Source organism: Alteribacillus sp. YIM 98480, from assembly GCF_009765375.1.
Lineage (GTDB): Bacteria > Bacillota > Bacilli > Bacillales > Marinococcaceae > Alteribacillus.
The window spans coordinates 260,284-284,472 of the sequence record NZ_VTOK01000003.1 but is presented as its reverse complement, the minus strand read 5'-3'; the positions used below and the strand labels follow the sequence as shown (position 1 = coordinate 284,472).

The following is a 24,189-nucleotide window of genomic DNA, read 5'->3' as shown; positions in this document are numbered from 1 at the left end:
TGAAAAAATTGAAAAGTGTTAAAAGAATAATTACCTTAGCTATATTGATATTTGTAATGGTAGCTTGTGAGAGCACTAATGAAAGTTCAACTGACAGTAGTAATGAATCTGGAAACTCAGCAAATAACAGTGGAGAAACTTTCACACTAAAATTTGCTACGTCACTTCCTGCAACGGCTCCTTTTTCGGAGGATGCTGTGGAACCATTTATGGAGAGGGTAACAGAGCTAACAGATGGAGAGGTGGAATGGGACTATTTCCCTGGTGAACAATTGGGGAAACTTCAAGACTATGTTGATCAAACGAGAAATGGTGTAACGGACGTGGCTTATTATTTAGGACCAGCCTTTCCAAGTGAAATGCCAATATCCAGCACTCTCGTTGGTCTTCCTGGATTACATGAATCTGGAGTTGAGGGTACAGTCGTCTGGAATAGAATTTCTAAACAGAGTCCAATTTTAGAAGAAGACTTTTTGCCAAACGGTGTGAGACCGATTTTTGGTTTTGTGAGTCAGTCCTATGACCTTTTTACAACAGGTGAAGAAATCAAAACTCCTGACGATTTAGAGGGGTTACGTGTAATGAGTAGTGGGGGGGTTGACAGTGAGATAATTGAATACTTAGGTGGAACACCAGTAACTCTAAGTCCAACTGAGATGTTTGAAGCATTTGATAAAGGGATAGTGGATGTTCTGTCTTCTTACACCACGCCGCTTAAATCTTACGGTGTAGCTGATTTAATACAGCATGGGACGAACGGAGCGCAATTTGGGGCAGGTACTGCTGGGTTTATTATAAATGAAGATGTTTGGCAAAGTTTTCCGGATAATGTGAAAGACGCCTTCGATCAGGCAAGTGAAGAAATTGCTCTAAGTTCTATCATAGCTAATGAAGAAGACGCACAAAAAGTATATGAAGAATGGGATGACCAAGGAAAAATGTACACATTGACGGAAGAAGAACAAAAGGACTGGGAGGAAGAATATGAAAATTTTAAAGAGGAATGGCTAGAACAGCAAGATAATCCAAAATATCAGGAGGCTTATGATTTATTTTTAGAAGAGCTGCATAAGGAACAAAACGAAAATGAAAATAACTAATCAGCTTTCATTTAAGAAAAATCAAAACACAAATATCTACCAGGAGGGTTAATAATATCGACAGGACTAATAAAATTTTTGTGAAAGTAGAAAACTTCTGTGTGATTTTTTCTATTGGTTCCCTGTTCATAATGATGGTTTGGATATTTGCAGATGTCTTCATGCGTACCCTTTTTAATTCTCCTATTCCTGGTACAACTGAAATAACTGGAGAATATTTTATGGTTATCATCATATTTTTATCTCTCAGTTATGCATTACGAAAAAAAGATCATATACAAGTGTTAGTGTTGTTTGAAAAGTTATCTGATAAATCACAATCTGTTCTAAAGATATTGACAAATATATTAATTTTAGTGGTGCTCATAATCAGTGCATATACAATGTTTAATACTAGTATTGATTCCCTTGAAAGGAATATAAGATCATCAAGTGTTCTAGGTTACCCTATATCACCAGCTTTGTTTCTAATAGCAATTGGTATCACTTTTTTGTGTTGCAGGTTAATTGTTGAATCTATAGAGGAAATTAAATTTTTAATAAGTGACAAGAATTGAGAGAACGAAGGAGGGATACAGTGATTGCGTTAACATTTTCAGTTTTATTAATAATTTTGTTATTTGCGGGGCTGCCAATTGGTTTTACACTTATTTTTATAGGGGCCACTGGAATCTTTTATATGGGCGGAATTGATATGTTAACAGGAGTGTTACCAGGTACTATTTATTCAAGTGTAAATAGTTTCACTTATACTACGGTACCACTTTTTATATTGATGGCTCATTTTCTATCTAAGAGTAATATCGCTGTTGATCTCTTTCAGAGTGTCCTCAAATGGATTGGTCACTTACCTGGAGGGGCCGGAGTAGCAACTGTGTTTTCAAGTGCGGGGTTTGGAGCTTTATCAGGTTCAAGTATTGCCGCAACATCCATTATGTCGGAAATAGCAGCCCCGCAAATGATGAAAGCTAACTATACCGATCGTTTTACAACAGGTTTAATTGCTTCTTCCACCGGCACACTAGCTGCACTCATACCGCCAAGTATCCCATTGATCATATATGGCATACAGACAGAAACATCTGTCGCACAATTATTAGTTGCCGGGATTGTTCCAGGGATACTTCTTTCACTCTTACTTTGTTTGGTAGTTATAGTTGGAGCGCAGTTGAATAACAGTAAAGTTGAAAAGTCAACTTGGAGTGATAGGTTGAACTCCATAAAACCTATCTTTCCGATTATTATTTTGATTTTTTCGGTAATAGTATTTTTGTATGCTGGATTTGGTACCTCTACAGAGGCGGCTGCTTTCGGAGCATTTGCTGCCATGGTCTTAGGATTTTTACTAAGACGTTTAAACATTCATCTCGTTTATTTATCACTTAAAGATACCGTTAGGCAAACAGCTATGATCTTTACCATTGTAATAGGCGCAGAAATTTTCGCATTTTTCATCTCTTTAACTCGAATAGGAGATTATTTGATTTCATTCATTACTGAAAGTGGTTTTTCTCCTTATACAATTTTGCTTCTAATTATTGTTATGTATTTAATATTAGGAATGTTTTTAGATATGTTAGGATCAATGCTTATTACCTTACCATTGGTTTTTCCGTTAATTATTCAAATAGGTTTTGATCCTCTATGGTTTGGAGTAGTATTAGTTATTTTACTAGAAATTGGACTAGTAACTCCACCAGTTGGTATGAATTTATATGTAACAAGTAAACATGCCAAAGTACCGGTTGAAAGAGTTTTCCAGGGTTCCGTTCCATTTATATTGGTTTTATTACTTTTGATATCACTGTTTGTTATTTTTCCCGAATTAATATTATATCTACCTTCTCAAATGTAGTTTAATATACCTAAATCAAGAAATAGGAAGATTAGTTTTAGGATCACAGCAAAAGTTAATAATGGAAACTTTTTAGTTCTGATCGGTAAAGCTCTTATTAAAAAATTTAAGTAAACTTAAAAAGGAGGAAGGAAAAGATGAACATCTATGTAATTATGAAACGGACTTTCGACACGGAAGAAAAAATTGTTATTCACGCTGGAGCGATTGATGAAGAGGGTGCAGAATTTATCATTAATCCTTACGATGAATATGCGATTGAAGAAGCCATTGTCCTTCGGGATGAACATGGAGGGGAAGTAACAGTGGTTACCGTAGGCGATGAAGAAACGGAAAAAGAGCTCCGCACCGCACTTGCAATGGGAGCAGATAAAGCAGTACTTCTGGACATAGAGGAACTAGAAGACGAGTCGGATCACTTTACTACCTCCAGTATCCTAACAGCATATTTGAAAGACCAGGAATTTGATATCATTCTGGGTGGAAACGTAGCTGTCGATGATGGAGCCGGTCAAGTTGCACCACGTGTTGCAGAGGGTCTAGGAATCAATCAAGTTACTACGATTACTCGTTTAAATATAGACGGAGAAACAGCAAAAATCGAAAGAGACGTAGAAGGGGACGTGGAAGTGATAGAAACACCTCTGCCAGTAATGGTCACTTGCCAGCAGGGATTAAATGAACCACGGTATCCATCACTGCCGGGAATCATGAAAGCAAAGAAAAAACCATTGGACACATTGGATCTGGATGACCTTGATTTGGAGGAAGAAGACGTGGAAGCAAAAACGAAAACAGTGGGTCGATTCCTTCCGCCGGAAAAAGCAGCTGGTAGAGTTCTTGAAGGCGAGTTAGATGATCAGGTCCAGGAATTAGTAGAGGCATTAAAAAACGAAGCAAAGGTCATATAAAGGAGGCTCATATATTATGGGACAAAAAGTACTAGTGCTGGGTGAGATGAAAAATGGAGAAGTAAGAAACGTGACATATGAGGCCATCGCTGCGGGCCAAAAGATAGTAGATGGAGGTGAAATCGTTGGTGTGTTATTTGGAGAAAATCTTCAGGAACATGCAGAAACAATGATTCACTACGGAGCAGACCGGGTAGTGACCGCTGAAAAGAAAGAACTGGCTCCATACACAACGGACGCTTATTCTCAGGCTCTTTTGCAGATATGTGAGGCTGAAAAACCAGAAGGTATAGTGATGGGTCATACATCAAGCGGAAAAGATTTGGCTCCGCGTATGGCCGGGAAGCTGAAGGCCGGTCTTGTTTCTGATGCAGTAGGCGTTGACATCGAGGACGGACAAGTTGTATTTACTCGTCCGATTTACTCAGGAAAAGCTTTTGAGAAAAAGGTAATAGAAGAAGGATTGGTACTGGCAACCATTCGCCCGAACAACATTGTGGCGTTCGAAAAAGATGAATCAAGAAGCGGTGATGTATCTTCTATGGATATCGAAATAAAAGATATCCGTACGATGATTAAAGATGTCGTAAAAAAGACGAGTGACGGAGTTGACTTATCCGAAGCTAATATTATTGTATCAGGTGGCCGCGGTGTCAAAAGTGCAGATGGTTTTAAACCATTGGAAGAGCTGGCAGAAGTACTTGGTGCTGCTGTAGGGGCTTCTCGGGGCGCTTGTGATGCAGAATATTGCGATTATTCTCTGCAGATTGGGCAGACGGGAAAAGTCGTTACTCCAGATCTATACATTGCCTGTGGCATTTCCGGTGCTATTCAACATCTTGCCGGAATGTCCAACTCGAAAGTGATCGTTGCAATCAACAAAGATCCGGAAGCACCTATTTTTGAAGTGGCCGATTATGGCATAGTAGGTGACTTATTTGAAGTTGTTCCAAAGCTGACAGAAGAATTTTCAAAAGTTTCTGTTTAAGTCATTAAAGAACAGCTTTTTTCTACCAATGGATAACTACATGGGGTTATAAATGAGAGCAAAAATTATCGTAATGGGGTGGTGAAAGCCAATGCTTGGTGATGAACGAATAAGTAGATAAGATCATCATTATTTGTCCAGTAAATGAAAGGTAAAAATGACTTCTGTGTCATATAATGCTATAAGCATTAATCGAAAGAAGTGGAGAGAAACACGGGAAGATATAAATATTCCAACCGTTAAAGATAAAATTATTTCACGGCGAGAAAATAACCGAATGTAAAACGAATGAAAGAAATAAAAAGCCCTGAAACCTTCATATTGATGGTTTTAGGGCTTCATTAATAATACTAATACTAAAATGAAATCACCCCTCGTATATACAATAGTACCAATAGAAACGGAATAAACTATTAACTAAATCAAGGAATAATTTTACAAATAAATTACATAGTCAAACTTACATAAAGCAGTTCTAATCCAAACTAGAAACGAACTTTATATTTCAAGTGATCTAAATACTTAACTTTATTCTTATAAAAGGGTGAAAAAATGACTAGTAAATTTGGAGGTTTCTGTAATGCCTAATCGTCCATGGCTTCCAACTGAAAAAGTGGAAGCTGTATTTGATCATGATCATTCTGGTAAAAGAATATACCGCTATTCATTAAGCTGTATATGGGATGGTGCTTTAGAAAAAGCCGCTTTTGTCATGCTAAATCCTAGCATTGCAGATCTCGACATATGCGATGCGACGTTAGGCCGCTGTGCAGACTATTCGAAAAGCTGGGGATATGGAGGAATGTTTATCGTTAATCTATTTGCTTTTATAGCCACCAATCCAAAGGACTTAATGATAACGGCTGATCCGGTAGGGCCAGAAAATGATATTCATATTCTACATGTTATGAAAAAATCGGATAAAGTGATTTTTGCCTGGGGGAAGCAAAGTGGTATCAGTAAACGTAAAAAACAAGTGCTGCACTTGTTAAAAGAGTATGACCATTTTTGTATTGAAAAAACCAAAGATGGCAGGGACCCAAAGCACCCATTGTATTTAAAAAAAGGTTTACAGCCAATACGATTTTGACATGAAGAATGTAATCAATACTTGAATGCTGCAGTAGAAATAGAAGAAGAGCAGGGGTTGATGGTTACAACGAATGAATGCTCAACAAAAACGACACCTAAAAAGGGTAATCGTTTTAGCCTGTATAAAGAACAGGATGTGAAATGGTCAAATTAATGTTACTGGACCGGTCTAACATCAGAAAGCTATTCTTCTACATAAAAGAATGATATTTGTTTATATTTAGATCACTCGGGTTATTGAATATGAGAAGAAGTGTGGTGAATACTGAATCCGGTGAGTGACAAGAAAGAATGAAGGGAAGAGTAGGAATAGATAAATAATCTCGAGAAAAAGGAGGCAAATCATGAAACTGTCTGCAGCAGCGAAGTTTATTTCGGGTGGATTTGAAGCGCTGTTAGCAATTCCCTTCATAGGAGGAAGTATCGTCATTTTTAGCGGATATTCAGCGTTGGGAACTGCTGTCGTGCTTCATATTATTACGTTAATTATTACGTTATTGTACCGTACAGCAAAAACGCCCAGTATTGTTGGCATCATTACCTCGATAATATCAGCACTTCCTGTAGTTGGCTGGCTCCTGCACACCATTACAGCGATTTTGCTGCTAACTAGTGCAACGAGGGACCTCCGTAGATAAGGAGAAAGTCGAGCCATGTAAGTAAAGTCAAAGGGTTATGACAGAAAAAGAACGACTCCTCTTCATGAGATTTAAATTATTCTCTCAAGAGGGGTCTTTTAGTTCTTGTCACGAAATTTACAATTAAGGTAAAAACAATCGTGTTCCGTACTTTCTGAAAAAGAGCCTCAAAAATCAATTGATTTAATATATTGTGTAAATCTTTGAACCATACTTAAAGCAAGGGAAGATTTTCTATATAACATCCAAGTGCCAAGATTTAATACTCCGCCATTTTTTGTAAGTAGTTTTTCAAAATAAAACTGATCATTGTCACTTAAGAAAATACTAGGAATAAAAGCATATCCCAGTTCATTTCTCACCATTTCTTTGCATATTTCAAAATTGTCTACTTGCATGGTGATGTTGGGAGGGTGAGTAAACCGTTCGTTCCACCATTGATTGACGATTTCAGTGAAGTAGGGTGAAGAGACTTTATAGTTAACTCTTGGAATGTTGGGTAAATCTTCCATTTCAATTTTTTTATGCGATATGAGCAAGATGTTTTCAGATTTTATTAAATGCTTTTCATCAGGCCAGTTAAAATTATTTTCGCCGCCTCTTACAATTGCAAGGTGTATATCTTCCGTTTGCAGCAATTGGAACATATCCGTACTTATTCCAGTATCTACAATTAATTTTACTTTTGGATATATCGTTACAAATTTTTTTAATATGGGAGCGAGCTTGTAATTTGCTATGACTCGCGAAACCCCTATTCTAAAAGTTCCTTGAACTTCATCACTCATGTTTAACACATAGTCTTTTGTTTTACTCCACTCCAACAAATATTTATTGGCTTGACTAGCTAGATACTCTCCCTCTGGTGTTAATGTAATTTGTTTTCCTTTTTTTACAGTAATCTTGACTCCAATTTTTTTTTCTAGCTGTCTTATTCTATATATCAAAGCGGGGGGTGTTACAAATAGCCTTTCGGCGGCTTTCGTTATATGCTGTTCTTCACGAATACATATCAACATTTGAAAATCAATTTCGTTCATATAAAGTATCCCCCCTCCTGTATGTGAGAAAACTGTTTGGTAAAAATCGCATCAAAATCATTAAAATTTTTTAAATAATTATTACAATAATATTAAATGGACTTTAACAAAATATTATCATATAATTCAGATAAGTCAAAAAAATAACGTTGTAAAGACTAAAAAATGTTAGCTCTTACAGGAGCGTAAGGGGGTATAGTATGATTGTAGATCCTAAGGTCGATAAAAAACAAACAATAAATAAAATGATCGAGTTAGATAGAAAACACTTTCTTCATCCAACAACTAATCCAAAAACACACGTAGAACAAGGTCCAAAAGTTATCTTTTCTGAGGGAAAAGGAATCTACGTGACGGATGTACACGGGGATACATACATTGATGGTGTTTCTATGCTTTGGAATGTAAATGTAGGACATGGGCAGCAAGAACTGGCAGAAGCTGCAAAAGAACAGATGACTAAATTGGCTTTCAACTCTAACTTTATCAGCTACTCAAATGAACCCGCCATACGATTAGCTGAAAAGCTTGCATCGCTCTCTCCAGGAAACTTAAACTCCGTATTCTATACATCCGGAGGCTCTGAATCAAATGATACCGCAATCAAATTATCGAGGTTTTACTGGCAACTGAAAGGGAAGTCTTCCAAACGCAAAATCATTACAATCAATAACGGTTATCATGGGGTCACCATCGCTTCTCAAACGGCAACGGCCATTCCAAATTTTCATCATTTTTCCTCCTCTAATATCAGTGAAATTTTTCATGCCAAATCATTTTTAACAAATTGTGAAAAGGGTGATAAATCGGATCCAAATTATAGTGGTTGTGTGAGAGATATTATTGAAAAAGAAGGTGCTGACACGATTGCTGCTATATTAATAGAACCGATTCAAGGCTCTGGCGGGGTGAATATACCTCCATCTGATTATTTGCAGGCGATTCGAAATCTATGTGATGAATTTGGAATACTATTTATTGCTGATGAAGTAATATGCGGATTTAGTCGAACAGGAAAAATGTTTGGGATGGAAAATTGGGACGTGGTTCCAGATCTAATGTGTTTTGCAAAAGGAGTAACCAGCGGTTATAGCCAGCTGGGCGGTGTGCTTCTAACAGATGAAGTACGAAATGTCATAGTACAATATGAAGGATTGTTGAGCCACGGTTTTACCTACAGCGGTCATGCAGCAGCATGTGCTGTCGGCTTAAAAAACATAGAATTGATAGAAAGAGATAACCTAGCAGGCAATGCTAAAAATATGGAAGGAGTGTTATTGAAGGGATTCTCATATTTAATGGACAAACACAAAATTGCGACAAAGGCCAGAGCGAAAGGCTTGCTGTCTGCTATTGAATTTTATGAAGATCCTGGTGATCAAAAAAAATTTGATATTTCTGTTCAAGCTGCAGCAAAGATTGGAGAGGAATGTTTTAAACGTAAGTTGTTAATTAGACCTATACGCGCTGCAGAAGGTGAGAATATTATTGCGGTTGCCCCTCCTCTTATTATTAAAAGGCCTGAAGTAGAGAAGATTATTGCTATTATGGATGATGCCATTACTGCCTTTACAAAAACACTGCCTTAAAATACGGATAATTTTTAAAAGAAACCTGGAGAAAGAAGGTGTGAAAATGACAGGTAGTATAGCAGATACCGTTTTAAAAAGTAATGCTATTTTTACCGGTGTAGAGGAGAACCCTATTAGTGGTGCAGTGGCGATAAAAGATAATACTATTTTAACTATTACAACTACCGAAGAAATAAAAAACTGCATGGACTCAAATACGAAAGTATATGATTTTGGGAATAAGCTTATTATGCCTGGCTTTCAAGATTTTCATATTCACTTATTTTTAGGGGGGTTATCAGAAGTTAGTGTTTCGCTGCTTAAAGCTAAGTCGGAGACTGAAGCAGCCCACATGGTAAAAGCATTTGCTGACACGAGGCCGGATGATGAGTGGATATTTGGGTTTAGGTGGTACCATGTGTACTGGAAAAACAAGAAGTTACCTACCAAGCATTCGTTGGATTGTCTGCTTCCAGATCGCCCAGTCTTTCTTTTTAATGATGAATGTCATGGAGCCTGGCTGAATTCCAGAGCGCTTGAATTGCTCGGAATCAACAGAAATACATCTAACCCGCCATTTGGAAAAATTGAAAAAGATGAAGATGGAGAACCGACAGGCTTTCTATTCGAAACCGCCATGGGATTTGCCCAAAAGGCTTTTGACCAAATTTCTTTAACGCAAAAAATAAATATGTTAGAACGGTTTTTGCAAAAAGCGGCAAGACTAGGAATCACATCAGTAAGTGACATGCTCCCATTGCCGGGCTTAGAACTTGGCGATCTTGAAATTTATAAAAAATTTGAAGATGAAGGTCGCTTAACGACACGAATACATTTCTTGGCTGCCTTAGATGGAGACTTAGAAAAGGCGAGAGTTTTACGTAATAGATTTCAATCAAATACGCTTCGTTTTTCGGGATTAAAACAATTTCTTGACGGTGTCCCTACTACATACACTGCGCTATTAGTAGAACCGTATTCAGATAAACAAAATAGCTATGGAAGCACACTTATACCATCTGATCTAATAAAAAAGTGGACAATCGAAGCGGATAAATATGATTTTCGTATTAGGTTCCATGCATGTGGTGATGGAGCCGTCAGATTAGGATTGGATTGTTTTGAAGCGGCACAGCGTGAAAATGGCAAACGGGATTCCAGGCATACGATCGAACATGTAGAGATCATTCATCCAGAAGACATCGATCGTTTCGCAACGTTAGGTGTGATTGCATCAATGCAGCCAGAACATTTAGCTGTAAGTGAAAACTTTTTAGATAATCCTTATTTACGGCGGGTTGGTAAAGAAAGAGAAGCCTATACGTTTCCCATTAAGACGCTGTTAAATAGCGGTGCAAAACTAGCATTTGGAACCGACTATCCAGTAGTCGGACTAGAACCATTAGATGAAATTTACCGTGCGATTACTCGAGTACATGATGATGGAAAACCAGACGGGGGGTGGAATCCAACGGAGAAAATAACACTTTCTGAAGCTCTAAAAGCATATACGACTGGTTCTGCCTTTGGAACATTTAGCGAACAAGAAAACGGCATCCTTGAGGCGGGGAAATTAGCTGATATTATTGTTTTTGATCGTAATTTGTTTGACAGTACGGCAGAGGAAATAAAAAATGCAAATGTTATTTTTACCATGATGAATGGTGGGATTGTCTATGAAAACCAACGCGTCATTACCTAGAATATTTCTGCATCTAAATAGTCAGAAAATTTATTATATAAACAAAAATCACAAAAGTGACAAGGGGGAAAAGAAATGAAGCGAACCATTAGAATGTTATTGTGTCCTGCTGTTTTAATGCTGTTTTTGATTGTTGCAGCCGCCTGTTCATCAGAAACCTCATCCGAATCAGAGGAACAAACAGACACGAATAATGAAAATCAACAGGAAGAGAGTGAGGATATTTCAGAAGGCGGGACGGTAACGGTTGCATATGATGCCGACCCTCCAACACTAGATTGGATGAGTTCTGACTCAAGTGCAACAACTATCGTTTCGTATCACATCTTCGAACAATTATTTACATTAGATGAAGAATTAACGGTACAGCCCATGTTAGCAGAAGACTATGAAATTAGTGATGATGGAAAAGTTTATACGATTTCATTAAGAAGTGATGTTACGTTTCATGATGGCTCGATTATGGAGGCAGAAGATGTTGTAGCTTCGTTAAATCGCTGGGGCAGTATATCAGGTATTGGAATGGAAGTATTCTCAAGGGTATCTGAAGTAAAAGAAGTAGATGAAAGCACAGTGCAAATTATTTTAGATGAGCCTTATGGACCTTTGTTGTCAACGATGGCAAATATTCAGGCAGCACAAGCAGTCATTCCAGCTGAAATTGCAGAGGCTGCAGGTGAATCTCCAATCGAAGATGATCAGTTAATTGGAACAGGGCCATTCCAATTTGAAAGCTGGAATCGCGGTGATCATATAACCATTAAGAAATTTGATGATTATGTGTCAAGAGAGGAGACAGATTGGGGCGGGCTCACTGGTCAAAAAGAAGCTTTGGTTGACACAGTCGAATTTTATGTTGTTTCAGATGCGCAAGTGCGAATTGATGGGATTCGTACCGGTCAATACGATTATGGAATTAGAATTCCACAGGACCTTTATGAACAGCTAGAAACAGATCCATCATTAGAATTATATCCAAATTCGCCGGACAGCTGGTTAACGCTTGTTCCAGATAAATCTGAACCGCCTTTTGATAATGTAAAACTTCGTCAAGCATTGAACTATGCATTAGATCGGGAAGAAATCGGAATGGCAACCTATGGACATCCTGATTTTTATCAAGTGGATGGAGCAGTGTTTTTCCCAGAGCAAGAAGATTTATACACAACCGAGGGAACGGAACCTTATTATGAGCACAATATAGAAAAAGCAAAAGAACTTATGGAAGAAGCAGGTTACAACGGTGAGCCACTAAAAATTATAGGCACAAATAGTTACGATGATCACTATAACTCCGGACAAATTGAATTAGAACAATTAAAAAAAGCAGGCTTTAATGTTGAAATACAAACGTATGAGTGGGCAACATATTTAGAAAATGTAGAAGATCCAGATAATTTTGATTTGTTCGTCACGGGATTTCCGGTAGCTAATGATGTCTCCTCCTTATTATGGACTTCTCCTTCTTTTCCAGGCTGGTGGGAAAGTGAGCGAATGGAAGAAATTAATGAGGAATGGTTGGAAAGTTCACATGATCCAGAGGTGAGAGAAAAATTATTAGTTGAATTGAATGAACTTTTATATGAAGATGTTCCTCTTTTGAAAATTGTAAATGAGGTTGGTTTAGAAGTAGGCAGTCCGCAGCTTCAGGACTATAAGCCTTGGTTATCGATGAGATTTTGGAATGTTGGTATAGCCGAGTAAAGATTGAATACGTAAAAGAGGCCAGATTGCATAATTAAATTCATACTAACTAGATTCTGACCTCTTTTTCTACTTAACGAAATAGTGCCGGAAATAAACGATATTGAGGGTGTGTATAATGCTTAAATACATTATTAAGCGGCTCTTATCTTTAATTCCTGTTGTATTAATTGTTGGGATTATTGTATTTGTTGTGATTCACCTCATTCCTGGAGACCCAGCTCAGGTAATGTTAGGTCAATCAGCCACCGACGAGCAGGTAGAAAGTCTAAGAAAAGAATTAGGTTTAGATCAGCCAATCATCATTCAATTTTTCACATGGTTCGGTGACATTCTTCAAGGAAATTTAGGTCATTCTGTATTTTCGAATAAACCAGTCTTAGATCTTATCTTGGAACGAATAGGTCCTACTATAAGTCTAACTGTTCTAGCCACCACGGTTAGTTTACTAATAGCTATTCCCAGTGCCATATTTGCTGTTTGGAAAAGAAATAGTTTTTTAGATCCTTTATTTATGTCTGGAACGTTATTAGGGGTATCGATACCAAATTTTTGGTTAGCTCTATTGTTGATTTTGTGTTTTGGAGTAACTTTTCAATGGTTTCCTGTGGCGGGATATCAGCCCATAAGTGCTGGTTTTTGGCCTTGGTTAAGTCATCTGATCTTGCCGGCAGTCGTATTAAGTGTACAGCAGATTGGTATCATTGCACGAATGTTACGTGATGGAATGCTTGAGGTGGTCAACCAAGATTATATTCGGACGGCTAAGGCGAAAGGGTTAGTCGAACGCATTGTATTAATGAAACATGCCTTTTTAAACGCAATGATCCCGACAACTACCGTCATTGGTACGAGTATCGCCCTGCTCTTAGGTGGTGCCGTTGTTACAGAAACGGTTTTTGCAATTCCGGGTTTAGGCAGGTTAATCATCGATTCGATTTCGTCACGTGACTATCCAGTGCTTCAAGGATCTGTTCTCTTTGTTGCAGGGGTATATGTTTTAGTCAATTTGATTGTTGATATCGTTTACGCATTTCTTGATCCACGAATTCGTTACGATTAATCAAGGAAGGGGGGGACGAATACATGACGAAAAAAAAGAATAAATCATTGCAGAAAAATGCACTTGGTATAGCTTCAGGAATAATTTTGACCTTGATTATTTTATTGGCAATATTCGGGCCGTTCATAATGAAGACGTCTCCTACTGAAGTTTACGCAGAAAATAGATTACAACCACCGTCACTTGAACACTTATTTGGAACAGATCATTTTGGTAGGGATATATTTAATAGAATCATTTATGGTGCAAGAATATCATTAATCGTTGGTTTTTCAGCTGCCGTCATTACTACGATTGTTGGAACCACCTTGGGGCTTGTAGCCGGTTACTTTAAAAAAGTCGATAACATTCTTATGAGAATGATAGATGGGATGATGGCATTTCCAGCTATTTTATTAGCAATTATGCTCGTTGCCGCGTTAGGAGGTAATTTGCAAAATATCGTTATCGCGCTTGTATTTGCATACATACCGATAATGGTACGGATAGTCCGTTCTTCCACATTGCAGTTAAAAAACATGCAATATGTTGAAGCAGCTAAAGCTTCAGGTACTTCAAATACAACCATTCTTTTTAATCATCTGCTGCCAAATGCAATAACTCCAATTATCGTGCAAGGAACATTTATTTTTGCTGAAGCAATCCTTGCAGAGGCAGCCTTAAGCTTTTTAGGTGTCGGTGTGCAGCCGCCCATACCATCTTGGGGAAGTATTTTAGGCGAATCACGCATTTATCTAATGAACGCTCCTTGGTATTCTATTTTTCCCGGTGTTGCCATTGCAATCACTGTTTTATCCCTAAATATCTTAGGTGATTTATTTAGAGATTTATTAGATCCGCACTCTTTAAATAGCAGCAAGAAAAAGCGATGGTCCGTTAAAATGACAGAAACAATCGGAAATATTCAAATGAAAAAAAGTGTCAATAAGGGGGTGGAAAAATAATGCTTGAAGTCAAGAGCTTAAGTGTTCACTTTTCAACGGCCGACGGAGATGTAAAAGCTGTTGATAATGTTTCTTTTTCCATAAAACCGGGGGAAACACTTGGTATTGTAGGCGAATCGGGGAGTGGTAAGAGTGTAACCGCTCTGTCCATTATGCAGCTAAATGCATCACCGCCTTGTAATTATCCTTCAGGAGAAATTCTTTTTAAAGGAAAGGATTTATTAAAAGCAAAAGAAAAAGAACTTCAAAAAATTCGTGGTAATGACATTGCGATGATTTTTCAAGATCCTATGACTTCTCTTAATCCCGTTTTTACAGTCGGAAGTCAAATCATTGAATCGATTCGAAAACACCAAAACGTATCGAAAAAAGAAGCAAAACGACGTGCGATTGAAATGTTAACAGACGTTGGGATTGCTCATCCGGAAAAGAGGATGAAAGAATATCCGCACCAATATTCAGGTGGAATGAGACAACGTGCCATGATTGCGATGGCTTTATCGTGTAATCCAAAGCTGCTAATTGCTGATGAGCCGACGACTGCCTTAGATGTTACTATTCAAGCACAATTGCTTGAATTAATGCAAAACCTGCAAGAAAAATATGGAATGGCAATTATTATGATTACCCATGACTTGGGGGTAGTAGCTCGTATAGCAGATCGAATTCTGGTCATGTATGGCGGAACGATTGTAGAAAAGGGAAAAACATTAGATATTTTTTATGAACCTTTGATGCCTTATTCATGGTCTTTAATGCAATCCATTCCGAATCCTCAGCCGGGGAAAAGAGAAAAATTAGTACCAGTACCGGGGCAGCCCCCGAATTTATTACACTTGCCAGAAGGCTGTCGATTTCAACCTAGATGCCCTTTTGCTCGTGAAGAGTGCAAAAAAATAAATCCTCCGTTAACAGAAAAAACTTCAGGTCACAGCGCTTCCTGTATTTTGACTCCAGAAGAAATAAAAGACGAGATCAGCAAGTTCAAAAGAGGAAGAGGAGTGATATAGAAATGAACGAGGTTTTACTCGAAGCCCGAGATGTAAAAAAACATTTCCAAGCAAACAAGGGATTTTTAAATCGTAATAAATCAAATGTAAAAGCGGTTGATGGTATTAATTTATCTGTCAGGAAAGGTGAAACGCTGGGCTTGGTCGGAGAATCAGGCAGTGGGAAAAGCACACTTGCCCGGTTACTGCTAAGACTTATCGAACCAAGCAACGGAGAAATCCTTTTCGAAGGTGATGATATTTGTAAATATAATGCAAAGAAAATGAAACAATTGCGTCGTGATATGCAAATTGTTTTTCAAGACCCATTTGCAAGCTTAAATCCACGTTGGACGATAGGAAAGATTATAGCTGAGCCGTTATTAGCTAACAAGTCAGATATAAATGTAAAGAAAAAAGTCCAGGAACTTCTAGATACTGTAGGTTTAAACCCGGAGCATTATAACCGTTACCCACATGAATTCTCAGGAGGACAACGACAAAGAGTCGGGATAGCTAGAGCCATTTCTCAAAATCCTAAATTAATTATTTGCGACGAAGCAGTAAGTGCATTAGATGTATCTATTCAAGCACAAATCATTAATTTATTTGAAGACTTACAACAGGAATTCAATTTAACGTATATTTTTATTGCTCACGATTTATCTGTTGTTAGACATATGTCTAATCGAGTGGCGGTCATGTATTTAGGAAAAATTGTAGAAGAAGCAGAATGTGAACAGTTATACACTTCCCCTCGTCATCCATATACAAAAGCCCTTTTATCAGCGATTCCGCTTCCTGATCCTTTGGAAGAACAAAAACGCCAGCGCATCGTGTTAAAAGGGGATGTGCCGTCTCCAATGGACCCTCCAAAAGGGTGTGCTTTTCATCCGCGGTGTTCCAAAGCTGATGAAGTGTGTAGTAATAAAACGCCTGCATTAGAAATAGATGGTTTAACGAATCATGCTGTCTCTTGTTTTCATCCTGAGGATCAAAACCAAAAGAAGAGGGAGGTAAGGATATAATGCAGCACATTCCAAAGAAAAAACTAAGCTATTATGATTTTCAAGCGACCACGTTATACGCATGTCGAAAGGACCAACGTTTTTCTTATTGTGCTTATATTCCGAAAAATTACAAAGGAAATGACACGAAAATATACAATCTAGTTGTGTTAATCCATGGGACGGAAAGAGCGTCGCAAGGTTATCGGGATTCCTTTATCGACTTTGCTGAAGAAACCGATTCGATCATTTTAGCTCCTCTTTTTCCAGCTGGAATTATGGAAGAAGGTGAGTTGAATTCTTATAAATTTATTAAATATCATGACATTCGATATGATCATATTTTGCTGTCAATGGTAGACGAAATCAACGAAAAATATCGTGTGTACGCAAATAAATTTCTTCTTCATGGCTTTTCAGGGGGAGGACATTTTGTGCACCGTTTTCTTTATCTTCATCCTGATCGACTGAGCGGAGTTTCGATAGGTGCACCAGGTATGATTACGTATTTAGATCAAACACGTCCATGGCATGTTGGCACGAAGAATTTTGAAGAAGTGTTTGGAAAAAGGCTTGATCTACAGAAAATAAAAAAAGTTCCTGTTCATATGGTGGTTGGATCCGAAGACACCGAAACTTGGGAAATTAACATCAAAGATGGTCCATTTTGGATAGATGGAATCGATCGATATGGTGCAACAAGGATTGACCGCTTGAAAGGGCTGAAAGAGAACTACGCAGAGGAAGGAATAGAAGTTTCTTTTGACCTGGTTCCTGGAGCAGCTCATGAGGGTTTTAAACTGATTGATGCGGTTAAAACGTTTTTTAAAGAACGGATAGTAATTCCACAATAAATGGAGGAAACAAATGATGCCTAAAGAGCAAAATCTAAATATCGAACCGGAAGGAAAAAGAATACAAAAGACATTTCCATATTTTAAACTTCAAGGAACTCCCCGGGAAATTGGCAGACAATATGGAGAGAAATGCAAAGACCTCATTCACCAACATCTACATTACTCCATTTCTAGATTGAAAGAACGAGTAGAAATTAATTCAAAAATAATAAAAGAAAAAGTTTTAAGCTATCAAGAATATGTTCTTCAATATGCCCCTTTTTTTGATGAAGAAATTAGAGGAGTTGCTGAAGGAGCAGGAATCACACTGGATGAAGCATATCTCTTGCAACTGAGAGCGGAAATCTATGAAGACCTGGATGCTAGTTTGGAGTGTACAACATTCGCTTATAAAGAAGAGGCTTCTTGTGATCAAATTCCGCTTATTGGTCAAAATGCTGATTTACCTGATTTTTATTCAGATATTGGTGTTATTTTAGAAATTATTCCAAATGAGGGGCCGTCCATATTGATGCTGACCCCGGCTGGTCAAGTCTCTTATATTGGAATAAACGATCAAGGCTTGGGTGTCTTTGCTAATTTCTTAACATGTGATGAGTGGAGGATCGGATTTCCACGTTATTTAACTTCTCGTCTCGCACTTACTCAACGTACAGTCAATGATGCAAGCAGTCTATTAAGCAGCGTTTATCGTGCTTCATCCCGTAATTTAATAATGTTGGACGCAGAGAATAATATTCTCGATTTAGAAACAACAGCGACAGCACTATTGCCATTGCATGCAAATAATGGGATTTTGGCACATGCCAACCATTATTTAAAAGATGAATTACTTTCTGAAGAGCGCTTGCCAGGAATTTTTTTCAAAAATTCTCAAGTAAGACAAGAAAGAATTAATGAACTGTTAGAGGAGCACAATGGCGCATTAGATATGAAAAAAGTAATGGAAGTTTTCAGAGACCGGGAAACTTATCCTCACTGTTTATCTAGGATAAGGAGCGACATAAAAAATTCTGATGTCATTACTTTTGCCTCTGTGATTGCTTCCCCTAGTACAGGAGAAATATGGGTTGCAGCAGGACCGCCCCATTTATATGAGTACAAACGCTACACTTTTTCTTCATGAATGATACACCTAAATCGTTACCTAGCTTTTTCATTTATTAGAAAGGGTGTCTATGATGAGTGATATGATCACTTCGAAATTTAGCAATATTGTTTCAACAGAGAAAGATATTGAATCAATAATTGGTACCCCAGGAAGGTTAGTTGATAACAAAGTCGTGAATTACCTAGATGAACATTGTCAAAGGTTTCTTAGTCTTTCACCTTTTTGTGTGGTAGCAACAGCTGATAAAAACGGAAAATGTGACGCTTCTCCCCGGGGAGATAAACAGGGATTTCCCTTTATATTAGATAAGAAGTATTTGGTTCTCCCCGAACGTCCTGGCAATCGAAGAACCGATTCCATGCGAAATATCATCGAGAACCCTCACATCGGTTTATTATTTTTTATACCAGGTATGGGTGAAACATTAAGAATAAATGGAAAAGCTACATTAATTAATGATGCTCATGTGTTAGAAAAAATGATGGAAAAAAACAAAGCTCCTCTTCTAGGAATAGCAATAGAAGTAGAGGAATGTTTCATTCATTGTGCCAAAGCATTTAAGCGCTCTGGGTTATGGGATCCAAGTTCATGGAATGAAAAAGAATCATTGCCTTCTGCTGCCCAAATGTTAACTGACCATTCAAAGCTGACGGATATGACAAAAGACGACATTCAAGCTATTTTAGATAAGGACTATAAAAACAGACTTTACTAATATTAGGGAAGTGTTTTGGTTGCTAGAAAAATTAGTTTTAAAAGGAACTCCCAAAGAAATTGGCAAGCAGCACGGAGAATATGGAAAAGAGCAAGTAATGAAAAGCTTAGAAACGTATGAACAACTTTTTTATGGGTATCAAAAAATATCTTGGATTCAAGCAAAAGAAAAAGCCTTGCAGCATATAGCTGCGATAGAAAAATTAGATGCTCATTTAATAGAAGAAATGGAAGGGGTAGCTGAAGGAGCAGGTGTTGATTTTGAGGACATATTGACTTTAAACGCTAGAAGCGAGATTGCTTTAGGAAATTATAATGGAAAATCGTTTTCAGATGGCTGTACAGCAATAGCGGTCACGGCTCCCCTTATTCATGATACGATAATAGCTCAAAATTGGGATTGGAAAGCACGGCAATTAAACAGTTTATTATTGGTAGAGATTTATCAAAAAAATAAACCAGTTATTACAATGGTCACAGAAGGCGGTATGATTGGAAAAATAGGAATGAATTCTAGTGGAATGGGTGTTTGTTTTAACGCTTTATTAACGAATAAAAAAACGAATAGTATTCCGATTCATCTTGGACTTCGAAGTGTTTTAAATTCTCATACATTATCAGAAGCAATTTCTAAACTGAATAATGGAAACATAGCAGCTGCGGCTAACTTCTTAATAGGAAACGATAATGGTAATGGGAGTGGCATGGCAGTTAATTTAGAAGTATCTCCCTTTGGGATCGATGTGGTTGGAGAAACGGATGGAAAATTAGTGCATACGAATCACATCATTTCAGAAACGTTAAAAAAGAGTTTAGAAGATCGGAATGAATTTATTTTTGAAGATTCGCTGCTTCGAAAAAAACGCGCCCAACAATTAATTCAAACGAGCATAAGAAATGGCATTTCTATTAATGAAGAAACGGTAAAAGAGTGGTTATCGGATCAATTTAATGCACCGAATTCTATCAATCATTATGAAAATTATATGACCCCTGAACATAGAAGAATGGAAACGGTATTTTCTATTATTATGAATTTATCAAAACGGCAAATGTATTTTTGTCATGGTAAGCCGGCAGAGTCAGAATACAAAAAAATCCAGCAGGACGAATAGGGAGGAAAAATAGTGTGCTATATATTAATGGTACTTGGCGCCAAGCGCAGTCGGGAGAAACGTTAACAGTATATAATCCGGCAACGGGTAAAGAGTTAGCTGAAGTTGCTTCTGGTGGAAGAATAGAGACGAAAGAAGCCATTGATGCAGCGAATGAAGCCTTTACACATTGGAAGAATACAACAGGATTAGAACGCAGCACCCTATTGCGTAAAACGGCTGAATTAATTAGGGAAAATGGTGAGGATATTGCACAAACAATAACAAAGGAAATGGGCAAATCAATTACAGAAGCAAGGCGTGAAATTATTAGTGGAGCAAATTACGTAGAATGGTTTGCAGAGGAAGCGAAAAGGATATATGGAGAAACGATTCCAGCCCCTCAAAAAGATAAGCATTTAATGCTAATGAACGAACCCATTGGTGTTGCTGCGGCTATAACGCCGTGGAATTTTCCCTTATCTATGATTACTAGAAAAATAACTCCAGCCCTTGCAGCAGGCTGTACAGTCATCTTAAAGCCAGCCCCAAATACACCTCTTACAGCAATTAAATTATTTGAATGTTTAGACAAATCTGGTTTTCCGGCAGGTGTTGCCAATTTAGTTATCGGACCGGCAGAGGAAATAGGCAAAGAATTTACAACTAATCCAATTGTAAGAAAGCTGGCATTTACTGGGTCAACAAACATTGGAAAGAAATTAATGAAAGATTCGGCAGCTACAGTGAAAAAGGTGTCCATGGAACTCGGCGGACATGCGCCGTTTGTTGTATTTGAGGATGCTGACATAGATGAAGCTGTAGCAGGAGCAATAAGCACGAAGTTTGTAAACAGCGGGCAAACGTGTATTTGCACAAACCGTATCTATGTTGCAGATGAAATAGCAGATGAATTTTCAACGAAGTTTGCTCAAAAAGCAAACAAACTAAAAGTAGGGAACGGTCTTGAAGAAGAAACGAAGATTGGACCACTAGTTAATGCTCAGGCATTGGAAAAAGTAAGCCGTCATGTAGAGGATGCCAAAAAGCATGGGGGAAATGTATTATGTGGCGGGGAAACACTTGATTTACCAGGGATGAATGGCTTTTTTTATAAACCTACTGTCATAAATGAGGCAACGGAAGATATGCAAATAGCAACAGAAGAAACATTCGGCCCGGTCGTACCTATTTTCTCCTTCCAAACGGAAGATGAGGTGATCTCTAAGGCTAATGATACGAATTATGGTTTAGCTGCGTATTGTTACACGAAAGATTTAAGTAGAGGACTGCGAATGACCCGTCAATTAGAGTATGGCATTGTTGGTATTAACGATCCTGCACCAATAGCAGTACAATCACCATTTGGCGGTGTGAAAGAAAGCGGGATAGGAAAAGAAGGCGGCAGACAAGGAATGGAGGAGTATTTAGAAAAGAAATTCATTTCCATTAAATATTAATTGATCGTATTGGTACTTTTAAAATAAGCAAGGAGGTCTATACATTGATAGAAAAAGGGAAAAGTACAGGGATATCAGCTCATTCCATAGAAAATAAAGCAGACATCATTGTACGAAAAAGCAGGGTAGAAGATGCTGAAAAATTAAATGAATTAGCTAGATTATGTTTCGATCCACCTGAGATTGCCTTTACAAAAAAAAATTTTGAAAATATGATTACGCGTTTCCCTGAGGGCCAAATTTGTGTGGAGTACAAAGGGAAAATCATAGGTTCATGTTCCAGTTTAATTGTAAATATAGATGAATATCCGAAACACCATACATTACACGAAATATCTGATCAGGGATATATCTCCAATCATAATGAAAATGGCAAAGATTTATACGGCATAGATGTCATTGTACACCCAGATTATCGAGGGCTAAAAATAGGTAAACAATTATACGAAGCTAGAAAGCAGGTTTGTAAAGAATTACATTTACAATCGATCATTTTTGGAGGAAGAATACCGAATTTTTGTTCATATGCTAGTTCCATGAGTGCAAAGCAATATGTTGAAAACGTAATGGAAGGAAAAATATACGATCCTGTTTTAACGTTTCAGTTAAGGAATGGGTTTACGTTTAAATATATATTACCTAACTATATACCGGAAGATCGCGAATCGTTATGCAATGCAACTTTCATGGAATGGAGAAATACTGAACAAGGGGAATGAAATACGGAACTTACCTTTTTGACTTAGGAATTTGTGGTATTACTAGTGATTTTGAATCTACGGTGTCACAATAGTTCATGATCTCCCATCTTATTTGAAGGTAGGGAGATTTATTTTATATGGACAAGGATTAAAGCGTTTTGTCCTAGTTCAGTCAACGTTTCCTAAAAGATGATCGGTCTGTTCATATAAATGACAGCGAGCGGATTCGGATTAACCAAACAATATTACGTGACAATCCCTTTCTCTTTATAAAAATTCTCATATTAGTTCTGGACAGTTTACTTATACCAACGAAAGCTCTGTTGCATAGGGTATTAGTGGATTATATCTAAAATATCAGAGAAAGAGGAGAAGTAGCATGGGAGTAAGAAATAATAACACACGAATATCAGCATTTAGAGCTGTAGGAACCCAGCAGCTCATACCTGCGAATACTGTGACAAAAGTTAATTTTCCAACCCAACGATTTGATGCTGCGGATGAATACGACCCTGCAACGTCAACATTTATCCCAGAAACAGATGGAGTCTACAATATCATTGCAACCGTTAATTTTATACCAAACTTTAATGATCGAGATATTAATTTTGTGGCGAGAGTTAATATTCGATTGAATGGTAACTTTGTTATTGGGGTTGATACCAGTTACCGGCTCGCGGGAAATGTAGCGGGACAACAAAATCCTCCTAATATTGTAAATGCTTCTACTGTCGTTGAGCTGCAAGCAGGTGATCGGGTGGATGTAACCGCTCAAAGCAGTAGAGCTGTTAATATCTCACCATCTATTGGTGCAGAAGAAAATATAGATGCTACGTTTTTTGCAGCGGCAAGGTTCCCATCTCGTGCGAATTAAAATGATATCGGCTCTAACCCAATATTTCTCAACGAAAAGTACTTTCCTTCAATAAAGAGCAAATGAATATAGATGCCATTTTTTCCATGAACCAATCTCCCATCGTTCTTAAGTTGGGAGATTTTTTTTAAAAGGTAAGAAAATATAAATATGTGGCGTTTTACATGTCTAGCGCAAGCGCCTACTCGCTCGAAATTCCTTCGGTCCGTCCATGGAAAACAAAGATCCTCCAGGACTTGTCGCTCGTGAGCAAGGCGTTTGCGCGTTTCTTAAAGGTTATTTCGAATTTTACTTTGTATTGGATCATAGGAAGTCCTTGTCACGAAATTTACAAAGTATGGTGAAAACAAAAGTACTCCTTGTTTTCTGAAAAAGAGCCTCAAAAATCAATGGATTTAATATATTTTGTAAATTTTTGAACCATACTTAAAGCAAGGGAAGACTTTCTATATAACATACAAGTGTCAAGATTTAATACTCCGCCATTTTTTGTAAATAGTTTTTCAAAATAAAACTGATGATTGTCACTTAAGAAAATACTAGGAATAAAAGCATATCCCAGTTCATTTCTCACCATTTCTTGTCTACTTGCATGGTGATGTTGGGAGGGTGAGTAAACCGTTCGTTCCACCATTGATTGACGAATTCAGTGAAGTAGGGTGAAGAAACTTTACGCTCTTATTTTTTAAAACTTACAATTACCAAAATTAATCACCAGCCACTCTTTTTGACAGTCAGACAGTCCCCTACCTACTTACTAATTGGTGGGAATAT

At 37.6% G+C, this 24,189-nt stretch carries 24 protein-coding genes; 23 read left to right on the top strand and 1 reads right to left on the bottom strand.

Going from position 1 to position 24,189, the window contains the following annotated elements; all coding sequences use genetic code 11:
* The first annotated feature begins 8 nt into the window (after positions 1-8).
* From dctP to FZF09_RS06055, 8 genes are all read left to right on the top strand, one after another.
* Positions 9-1,100, top strand: a complete 1,092-nt coding sequence (gene dctP, locus FZF09_RS06085; RefSeq protein ID WP_158735675.1) for a TRAP transporter substrate-binding protein DctP — start codon at positions 9-11, stop codon at positions 1,098-1,100.
* 131 nt (positions 1,101-1,231) lie between these two features.
* Positions 1,232-1,657, top strand: a complete 426-nt coding sequence (locus FZF09_RS23310) for a TRAP transporter small permease (RefSeq protein WP_370514429.1) — start codon at positions 1,232-1,234, stop codon at positions 1,655-1,657.
* A gap of 20 nt (positions 1,658-1,677) precedes the next feature.
* Positions 1,678-2,955 (top strand): TRAP transporter large permease, encoded by a 1,278-nt coding sequence (locus FZF09_RS06075; protein WP_158735673.1) that lies wholly within the window; start codon positions 1,678-1,680, stop codon positions 2,953-2,955.
* 137 nt (positions 2,956-3,092) lie between these two features.
* Positions 3,093-3,866 (top strand): electron transfer flavoprotein subunit beta/FixA family protein, encoded by a 774-nt coding sequence (locus FZF09_RS06070; RefSeq protein ID WP_158735672.1) that lies wholly within the window; start codon positions 3,093-3,095, stop codon positions 3,864-3,866.
* Between the two features lie 16 nt (positions 3,867-3,882).
* Positions 3,883-4,854 (top strand): electron transfer flavoprotein subunit alpha/FixB family protein, encoded by a 972-nt coding sequence (locus FZF09_RS06065; protein WP_158735671.1) that lies wholly within the window; start codon positions 3,883-3,885, stop codon positions 4,852-4,854.
* Positions 4,855-5,434: 580 nt separating this feature from the next.
* Complete coding sequence (locus FZF09_RS06060) at positions 5,435-5,944, top strand: DUF1643 domain-containing protein (protein ID WP_158735670.1); 510 nt, start codon at positions 5,435-5,437, stop codon at positions 5,942-5,944.
* Positions 5,945-5,965: 21 nt separating this feature from the next.
* A complete protein-coding gene (locus tag FZF09_RS22980) occupies positions 5,966-6,100 on the top strand; it encodes a hypothetical protein (RefSeq protein ID WP_255450382.1) in 135 nt (44 codons plus the stop codon).
* 190 nt (positions 6,101-6,290) lie between these two features.
* Positions 6,291-6,584 (top strand): hypothetical protein, encoded by a 294-nt coding sequence (locus tag FZF09_RS06055; protein WP_158735669.1) that lies wholly within the window; start codon positions 6,291-6,293, stop codon positions 6,582-6,584.
* Between the two features lie 167 nt (positions 6,585-6,751).
* Here the strand turns inward: FZF09_RS06055 and FZF09_RS06050 are convergent, their stop codons facing one another.
* The gene (locus FZF09_RS06050) at positions 6,752-7,624 is read right to left on the bottom strand and encodes a LysR family transcriptional regulator (protein ID WP_158735668.1); all 873 of its coding nucleotides are present in this window, start codon (positions 7,622-7,624) and stop codon (positions 6,752-6,754) included.
* A 200-nt stretch (positions 7,625-7,824) separates the two neighbouring features.
* Here FZF09_RS06050 and FZF09_RS06045 point away from each other — a divergent pair, with 200 nt between their 5' ends.
* From FZF09_RS06045 to FZF09_RS05975, 15 genes are all read left to right on the top strand, one after another.
* Positions 7,825-9,213, top strand: a complete 1,389-nt coding sequence (locus tag FZF09_RS06045) for an aminotransferase family protein (protein WP_158735667.1) — start codon at positions 7,825-7,827, stop codon at positions 9,211-9,213.
* 46 nt (positions 9,214-9,259) lie between these two features.
* Positions 9,260-10,897 carry an amidohydrolase gene (locus tag FZF09_RS06040; RefSeq protein ID WP_158735666.1) on the top strand — a complete coding sequence of 546 codons (1,638 nt, stop codon included), beginning with the start codon at positions 9,260-9,262 and terminating at the stop codon, positions 10,895-10,897.
* A gap of 75 nt (positions 10,898-10,972) precedes the next feature.
* Positions 10,973-12,601, top strand: a complete 1,629-nt coding sequence (locus FZF09_RS06035; RefSeq protein ID WP_158735665.1) for an ABC transporter substrate-binding protein — start codon at positions 10,973-10,975, stop codon at positions 12,599-12,601.
* 109 nt (positions 12,602-12,710) lie between these two features.
* The gene (locus FZF09_RS06030) at positions 12,711-13,664 is read left to right on the top strand and encodes an ABC transporter permease (protein WP_370514428.1); all 954 of its coding nucleotides are present in this window, start codon (positions 12,711-12,713) and stop codon (positions 13,662-13,664) included.
* Positions 13,665-13,687: 23 nt separating this feature from the next.
* Complete coding sequence (locus tag FZF09_RS06025; protein ID WP_158735664.1) at positions 13,688-14,608, top strand: ABC transporter permease; 921 nt, start codon at positions 13,688-13,690, stop codon at positions 14,606-14,608.
* On the top strand, positions 14,608-15,618 hold the full coding sequence (locus tag FZF09_RS06020; protein WP_158735663.1) for an ABC transporter ATP-binding protein: 1,011 nt from the start codon (positions 14,608-14,610) through the stop codon (positions 15,616-15,618). Before FZF09_RS06025 ends, FZF09_RS06020 begins: the two co-directional genes overlap by 1 nt.
* A gap of 2 nt (positions 15,619-15,620) precedes the next feature.
* Positions 15,621-16,625: an ABC transporter ATP-binding protein gene (locus tag FZF09_RS06015; RefSeq protein WP_158735662.1), complete on the top strand. Its 1,005-nt coding sequence runs from the start codon at positions 15,621-15,623 to the stop codon at positions 16,623-16,625.
* Positions 16,625-17,458 (top strand): alpha/beta hydrolase, encoded by an 834-nt coding sequence (locus FZF09_RS06010; protein WP_158735661.1) that lies wholly within the window; start codon positions 16,625-16,627, stop codon positions 17,456-17,458. Before FZF09_RS06015 ends, FZF09_RS06010 begins: the two co-directional genes overlap by 1 nt.
* A 13-nt stretch (positions 17,459-17,471) precedes the next feature.
* Positions 17,472-18,587: a C45 family autoproteolytic acyltransferase/hydrolase gene (locus tag FZF09_RS06005; RefSeq protein WP_233269413.1), complete on the top strand. Its 1,116-nt coding sequence runs from the start codon at positions 17,472-17,474 to the stop codon at positions 18,585-18,587.
* A 52-nt stretch (positions 18,588-18,639) separates the two neighbouring features.
* A complete protein-coding gene (locus FZF09_RS06000; RefSeq protein ID WP_233269412.1) occupies positions 18,640-19,287 on the top strand; it encodes a pyridoxamine 5'-phosphate oxidase family protein in 648 nt (215 codons plus the stop codon).
* 19 nt (positions 19,288-19,306) lie between these two features.
* On the top strand, positions 19,307-20,401 hold the full coding sequence (locus FZF09_RS05995) for a C45 family autoproteolytic acyltransferase/hydrolase (RefSeq protein WP_158735660.1): 1,095 nt from the start codon (positions 19,307-19,309) through the stop codon (positions 20,399-20,401).
* A gap of 14 nt (positions 20,402-20,415) precedes the next feature.
* Positions 20,416-21,840 (top strand): NAD-dependent succinate-semialdehyde dehydrogenase, encoded by a 1,425-nt coding sequence (locus FZF09_RS05990; RefSeq protein WP_158735659.1) that lies wholly within the window; start codon positions 20,416-20,418, stop codon positions 21,838-21,840.
* A 44-nt stretch (positions 21,841-21,884) separates the two neighbouring features.
* A complete protein-coding gene (locus FZF09_RS05985) occupies positions 21,885-22,559 on the top strand; it encodes a GNAT family N-acetyltransferase (RefSeq protein WP_233269411.1) in 675 nt (224 codons plus the stop codon).
* 361 nt (positions 22,560-22,920) lie between these two features.
* Positions 22,921-23,415 carry an ABC transporter permease gene (locus tag FZF09_RS05980; RefSeq protein ID WP_158735658.1) on the top strand — a complete coding sequence of 165 codons (495 nt, stop codon included), beginning with the start codon at positions 22,921-22,923 and terminating at the stop codon, positions 23,413-23,415.
* A gap of 164 nt (positions 23,416-23,579) precedes the next feature.
* A complete protein-coding gene (locus FZF09_RS05975) occupies positions 23,580-23,759 on the top strand; it encodes a hypothetical protein (protein WP_158735657.1) in 180 nt (59 codons plus the stop codon).
* The last annotated feature ends 430 nt before the right edge of the window (positions 23,760-24,189 follow it).